Annotated in this window: 6 protein-coding genes; 5 read left to right on the top strand and 1 reads right to left on the bottom strand. The window is 61.7% G+C overall.

Translation table 11 applies throughout. From position 1 onward, the window contains the following. Positions 1-203 precede the first annotated feature (203 nt). Positions 204-1,730 carry a 2,3-bisphosphoglycerate-independent phosphoglycerate mutase gene (gene gpmI, locus L2A60_RS19585; protein ID WP_235706141.1) on the bottom strand — a complete coding sequence of 509 codons (1,527 nt, stop codon included), beginning with the start codon at positions 1,728-1,730 and terminating at the stop codon, positions 204-206. A gap of 117 nt (positions 1,731-1,847) precedes the next feature. On the opposite strand from gpmI, the gene L2A60_RS19580 reads away from it, so the two are divergent. From L2A60_RS19580 to L2A60_RS19560, 5 genes are all read left to right on the top strand, one after another. Beyond that, the gene (locus L2A60_RS19580; RefSeq protein ID WP_235706140.1) at positions 1,848-2,621 is read left to right on the top strand and encodes a TatD family hydrolase; all 774 of its coding nucleotides are present in this window, start codon (positions 1,848-1,850) and stop codon (positions 2,619-2,621) included. Further along, complete coding sequence (locus L2A60_RS19575; protein WP_235706139.1) at positions 2,618-3,418, top strand: MBL fold metallo-hydrolase; 801 nt, start codon at positions 2,618-2,620, stop codon at positions 3,416-3,418. Before L2A60_RS19580 ends, L2A60_RS19575 begins: the two co-directional genes overlap by 4 nt. Continuing rightward, positions 3,415-4,632, top strand: coding sequence for an aminopeptidase (locus L2A60_RS19570; protein ID WP_235706138.1), 1,218 nt, complete (start codon positions 3,415-3,417; stop codon positions 4,630-4,632). Before L2A60_RS19575 ends, L2A60_RS19570 begins: the two co-directional genes overlap by 4 nt. A gap of 206 nt (positions 4,633-4,838) precedes the next feature. Beyond that, complete coding sequence (locus L2A60_RS19565; protein ID WP_235706137.1) at positions 4,839-5,012, top strand: hypothetical protein; 174 nt, start codon at positions 4,839-4,841, stop codon at positions 5,010-5,012. Between the two features lie 549 nt (positions 5,013-5,561). Next, on the top strand, positions 5,562-6,158 hold a 597-nt coding region (locus L2A60_RS19560; protein WP_235706136.1), incomplete at its 3' end, for a hypothetical protein.

The following is a 6,158-nucleotide window of genomic DNA, read 5'->3' as shown; positions in this document are numbered from 1 at the left end:
CGCATGGGAGCGCACCCGCAATAGGGATCACGTCAAGGCCAACTGGCACTTCACCACCGCAAACGCCCGCATCAAACTGAAGCGGCTATACCCCGCACTATGAGCGACTCGGGGTACTAGTGTCCTTTCGATTCGGACCTTCGTAAGGCGCTGGTTTGAACCACAACGAACGTCCGAATCGGGACACTAGGCCGGCTCTGGTTCTATCGCGCATCGTCCTCCATCAGGTTTTTGCCGGTCATCGCGGCGGGCTGCTCGATACCGAGCAGGGCGAGCAGCGTGGGCGCCAAGTCGGCGAGGCGGCCGTCGCGCAATTTTGTGCCGTTCGGGGCACCCACCAGTAGCATGGGCACCTTGTTAAGCGTGTGGGCGGTGTGCGGACCGCCGGTTTCCGGGTCGCGCATCAATTCGCAATTGCCGTGATCGGCGGTGACGATCATCGCACCATCCTTGGCCTCGATCGCGGCGGCGATCCGGCCGAGCCCGGCATCGACGGTCTCGACCGCCTTGATCGCGGCATCGAGCACGCCGGTATGGCCCACCATGTCGGGATTGGCGTAATTCAGCACGAGCAGATCGAAGGTGCCGCCGTCGATCGCCGCGACCACCCGCTCGGTCAGTTCGGGCGCCGACATTTCGGGTTGCAGATCATAGGTCGCGACCTTGGGCGAGGGCACCATGATCCGCTCCTCGCCCTCGAACGGCGTTTCGCGGCCGCCGTTCAGGAAATAGGTGACGTGCGGGTATTTTTCGGTCTCGGCGGCGCGCAATTGCCGCTTGCCGGCGGCGGCCACGACTTCACCGAGCAGGTGTTCCATCGGTTCGGGCGGGAACAGGCAGTGCATGAATTTGTCGAGATCGTCGGAATAGGGAACCATGCCGAGAGCCGCCGCGAAACGCACCACCCGGTTGCGCTGAAATCCGTCGAATCCCGGATCGAGCAGGGCGGCCAGGATTTCCCGCACCCGATCGGCGCGGAAATTGGCGCAGAGCAGACCGTCACCGTCCTTCATGCCGGGGAAATCGTCGATTGTCAGGGCCTTGACGAATTCGTCGGTAATGCCGTCGTCGTAGCTCGCGCGCAGGGCAGCGACCGGATCGTCCGCCCTGGCGCCTTTGTCATCGACGAACAGATCATAGGCCTGTTGCACCCGGTCCCAGCGTTTATCGCGATCCATTGCGTAATAGCGGCCGATGAGTGTGGCAATCGCGGCACCTTTAGGCAGGGCTTCGATCAGATCAGCGAGGCAATCGGCACCGCTTTGCGGCGGGGTGTCGCGGCCATCGGTGATCGCGTGGACGAATACCGGCACGCCGGCATCGGCGACCATGCGGGCCAGAGCCGCGATATGGCGCTGATGCGCGTGAACCCCGCCAGGCGAGACCAGGCCGACCAACTGGCACGCTCCGCCGGATTTTTTCAGCGCTGCGACGAAACGCCGTAGATCGGCATTGCCGTCGAGCGAGCCATCCTCGATTGCGGCGTCGATCCGGGGTAGTTCCTGCATGACCACGCGCCCGGCGCCGATATTGGTGTGGCCGACCTCGGAATTGCCCATCTGCCCGTCCGGCAGCCCGACATCGCGGCCGCAGGCGCGCAGGAAGGCGTGCGGCGCGGTTTGCCAGAGCCGGTCGAAATTCGGCGTTTTCGCAAGCGCGACGGCGTTGTCCGCCCGGTCCTCGCGCCAGCCGAACCCATCGAGGATCGTCAGCATTACAGGTTTGGTCATCGCAGTCTCCGTGGCCTATGCGCTCCGTGGCGTGTGCCGGAGATGGACAGAGCGGCCCCGGTCGGTCAAGCGGCCTGCATGGTTTCGATACCGCCCATCCTAGGTTAGAACCCGGCTATGCTGATCGATTCTCACTGCCATCTGGATTATTTCACTGAGGCGGAGCGGCCCGAGGTGATCGCCCGCGCCCATGCCGCGGGGGTGGCTGAGATGGTCACCATCGGGACAACTTTATCGCAATCTCGCGGCGCGATTGCGATGGCCGAGGCCGGAGCAAAAATCTGGGCCTGTGTTGGGGTGCATCCGCATCATGCGGGCGAGGAGGAGCCGGTGCCGCCGCCCGAGACGATCGCCGCGATGACCGTGCATCCCAAGGTGATCGGCATCGGCGAATCGGGGCTCGATTATTTCTACGATCGGGCGCCGCGCGAGGTGCAGGCCGAGAATTTCCGCGCCCATATCCGGGCGGCCCAGATGGCCAGGCTGCCGCTCGCGATTCACGCGCGCGACGCGGATGACGATATCGCCTCGATTCTCGAAGCCGAATATGCGGAACAAAAATTCGCATTTCTGCTCCATTGTTTTTCGTCGGGACGGCGGTTGGCGGAGCGTGCGCTGGCATTGGGCGGCTACGTGTCGTTCTCCGGTATCCTGACCTTCCCGAAATCGACCGAACTGCGCGAGATCGCGCGGGACATTCCGGGGGACCGGCTTCTGGTCGAGACCGATTCGCCCTATCTCGCGCCGGTACCGTATCGCGGCAAACGCAACGAACCGGCGCACATCGTGCATACGGCGAAGCGTCTCGCCGAGGTGAAGGGGGTGAGCGAGGCAGTGCTGGCCGAACTGACCACCGCGAATTTCCGCCGCTTGTTCGCCAAGGCCGCATGAGGTTCCGCACCATCCTGCTCGGCACCGGCGGTTCGGCCGGGTTGCCACAGATCGGCGGCGCGGACGGCGCCGGGGAATGGGGCATCTGCGATCCCGGCGAGCCGCGTAATCGCCGGACCCGCGCCAGCATCTTGATCGAAAGCGATGGGGGGCGCATCCTGGTCGACACCGCGCCGGAGCTTCGCCTTCAGCTTACCGACAATCGGATCGGGCGGATCGACGCCGTCATATTCACCCATGCCCATGCCGATCACATCGCCGGGCTGGACGAGGTGCGCATTCTCAACCGAATCGCGAACGGCCCGATTCCAGCCTATAGCGACGCGCAGACCTGGGACGAGCTACGCCGGCGCTTCGATTATGCGTTCAAGCCCTGGCAGCCGCCGGGATTCTTCCGTCCGGTGATCGAGACGCATGGGGTAGCCCCCGGCGAAACCCATATGATTTGCGGCCTCCCGGTGACGATCATCGGTCAGGACCATGGGTTTGCCCGAACGCTCGGCCTCCGCATCGGCGGCGTCGCCTATTGCCCCGACGTGATGCGCTTCGATGCGGATCAATTCGCTCTGCTCGAAGGGGTCGATACCTGGATCGTCGATTGTTTCACCAAGGGGCCGCCGCACCCGACCCATGCCAATCTGGATCAGGTGCTCGCATGGGCCGAAACGCTCCGGCCGCGCCGCACCATACTCACCCATATGGGGCCGGATCTGGATTATGCGTCGTTGTGCGGCACCCTGCCGGACGGAATCGAGCCGGGGTATGACGGGCTGATCATCGAGGGGGAGGCGACATGACGAGAGACAAAAAACTTGGCCGACTCGCGGAAATCGCAGTGAAAATCGGCGTCAATGTGCAGAAGGGCCAGGAACTCATCGTCAATGCGCCGATCGAGGCGCAGGAGCTGGTCCGGCGCATCGCCGAGCACGCCTATCGTGCCGGGGCAACTCTGGTCGTGCCGTTTTTTGCCGATGATGCGACCCAGCGCGCGCGCTATCTGCATGCCGGGGATGAGAGCTTCGATTTCGCGCCGGCCTGGATGGGCGAGGCGATGGCGAAGGCGATCGGCAACGGCGCCGCCATGCTGACCGTGGTGGGTTCGGACCCGATGCTGCTTGCCGATTGCGATCCGGCGCGGATCGGCCGGGCGCAGCGCGCGGCGGCGGCGGCGATGAAGCCGGTGCGCAACCTGCTTTCCGGCTTTGCGACCAACTGGTCGATTCTGTCGTTCGCGACGCCCGCGTGGGCGCGGGCGATTTTTCCTGACATCGCCGAGGGCGAGGCGGTGGCAAAATTATGGGATGCGATTTTCGCGGTCACGCGGGTCGATCTGCCGGATCCGATCGAGGCATGGCGCGACCATGCTGCGTCATTGCTCGATCGGTGTGGTATTCTGAACAACAAACGCTTCGCGGCCCTGCATTTTCGTGGGCCGGGAACGGATTTGCGCGTCGGTCTCGCCGAGAATCACCTTTGGGCTGGTGGCGCGATCGAGGCGTGCAACGGCGTGGTGTGCCTGCCCAACATGCCGACCGAGGAAGTGTTCAGCATGCCTCACAAAAACAATGTGGAAGGCATTGTTTCCGCAACAAAGCCGCTGGTGTATGGCGGCGTGCTGATCGAGGGGATTTCGGTACGATTCGAGGCCGGACGCATCGTGGAGGTCCATGCAAGCAAGGGCGAAGATGTGTTCAAGTCGCTGATCGACACCGACGAAGGGGCGTCGCGGCTCGGCGAGGTGGCGCTGGTGCCGGATGCATCGCCGGTGTCACGCGCGGGGCTGATTTTCCGCAACACGCTGTTCGACGAGAACGCCGCGAGCCATATCGCGCTCGGTCAGGCGCTGGCGCTGAACATGAAGGGCGGATGCGACGCCGCGCAGGGTGCCAATGAAAGTATGATCCATGTCGATTGGATGATTGGTTCGGCGCAGATCGATGTCGACGGCATTGCGGCGTCGGGCACTGCCGAACCGGTGATGCGGGCGGGTGCGTTCGTGATCCGAAATTAAAGGCGGGCGATGTGGGGGATCTGCAAGAATTTGTGCGCCAGGTTTTCGAGTCCCAGCCTCTGCCTTTTCAAGATCAACTATCTGAAGGGTGACGCAATCTCCTCCATAGGCGCAATGCAGCGCCGCAAAGGAAGCGGCGATTGGCCGGTTTTTCGCCACGGTTCCGGTCTCTATCTGTAACCAAATGGATTGCAGAGGAATAGGCCGTGACTCATCGAATGATTTTCGGCATCGCCGTGAAAGACCTGATCCCAAGACGAAGTGAATCCTTGGCCGAAACCGGCATCCAAGGCGATTACTGGCCGAGCGACTATCGGGACGACAATCACTGGGAGGTCGACGGCCAGACCGTGCGCGACGACTGGCGTGGCAGCGACTGATCACGGCGTATTTTTTCCATAATATATCTTCTGCGATTTTCGGATCTGTCGGGATTTACGCCCTCTGTCGCGTTTCCTAATTGACCGGAATTTTTAGGCAATCACCCGCAGTGGTGGGATTTGTGTGCCAAATTGATCGTAAAAATTATCCCAATTTATCGTAAAAATGCCCGAATTAACTGTTGATGCCATACCAGGCTTCTCCAGCGGCAACGGGATTGCGGCGCTGGTACTCTGATCGGGTTGCTATCCCCTGGATGGTTGGGAACTCGGCGCCGAATACGGCACCCTGATTCGTACCGGCGGAGCGTTTCATACGATCCAGATCATCTGGCCCAATGGGTGTCCCCTATCGACAGAACCAAACTCGGCGCCACCGCGGCGACCGAAGTGGCATCGGAACCTCCCCTCGCCAAGTCAGCGCAGCGTTCGAGCAAGCAGCAATCTTTTTGGCTCAAATGAAACCCCATTTATCACCGGAAATTGTTTCCACGGCATGTATTTTGGAATTATATTCCTATCAGATAGGCCGGTTGGCCAATCTCTGTCTTGAAAATTTTTGGTCAAAATCCGCAGGCAAGGAGAACGAACGTGAGTCGCACTCCTTATTTCATCGTAGCAGGCATCCTCGCTGTGTCTGCCGGACCAGCCTTCGCGCAGTCCGGCAGCATGAAAATGCCGATGCCGATGGCGGAGGGGCCAGCCCATTTCGAGCCGACGCGGCAAGCCTACACGACCAACCATCTGTTCCTGGTCAAGCTCCTGGCTCTGCCGACACCGATCCCGTACCAGAAGTACTTTGATCTGCGCTTCGCCGTCTATGACGGCCACGATCCGACGAAACGCTTGACCGATGCCACCCTCACGCTTTTTGCCGGAATGCGCCACGGGCTGAAGCACGGTTTTGCCCATGGCATGCAGTCGTCGCCGCGGATTGAGAAGACGGCCGGCGTGTTCATTGTGTCGGGCATGTTTTTCCACATGCTGGGACCGTGGGTGCTCAAAATAACGGTCCACGAAGGCGGTGAACCGCGCCGGGAATCCTGGAGGCTCCAACTCTTGAGTAGGATGGAGCAATGGAAAAGCGGAAGACATCGAACAGATATTCACCTGAGGTCCGCGAACGCGCGGTGCGGATGGTGCTGG

Source organism: Acidiphilium iwatense (assembly GCF_021556475.1).
GTDB classification, from domain to species: domain Bacteria; phylum Pseudomonadota; class Alphaproteobacteria; order Acetobacterales; family Acetobacteraceae; genus Acidiphilium; species Acidiphilium iwatense.
This window is presented reverse-complemented; position numbering and strand designations above follow the sequence as displayed.

What these genes read in the sequence shown, in the direction of transcription:
- L2A60_RS19570 (WP_235706138.1), top strand. Translation starts at nt 3,415, where the DNA reads ATGACGAGAGACAAAAAACTTGGCCGACTCGCGGAAATCGCAGTGAAA.
- L2A60_RS19575 (WP_235706139.1), top strand. Translation starts at nt 2,618, where the DNA reads ATGAGGTTCCGCACCATCCTGCTCGGCACCGGCGGTTCGGCCGGGTTG.
- gpmI (WP_235706141.1), bottom strand. Translation starts at nt 1,730, where the DNA reads ATGACCAAACCTGTAATGCTGACGATCCTCGATGGGTTCGGCTGGCGC.
- L2A60_RS19580 (WP_235706140.1), top strand. Translation starts at nt 1,848, where the DNA reads ATGCTGATCGATTCTCACTGCCATCTGGATTATTTCACTGAGGCGGAG.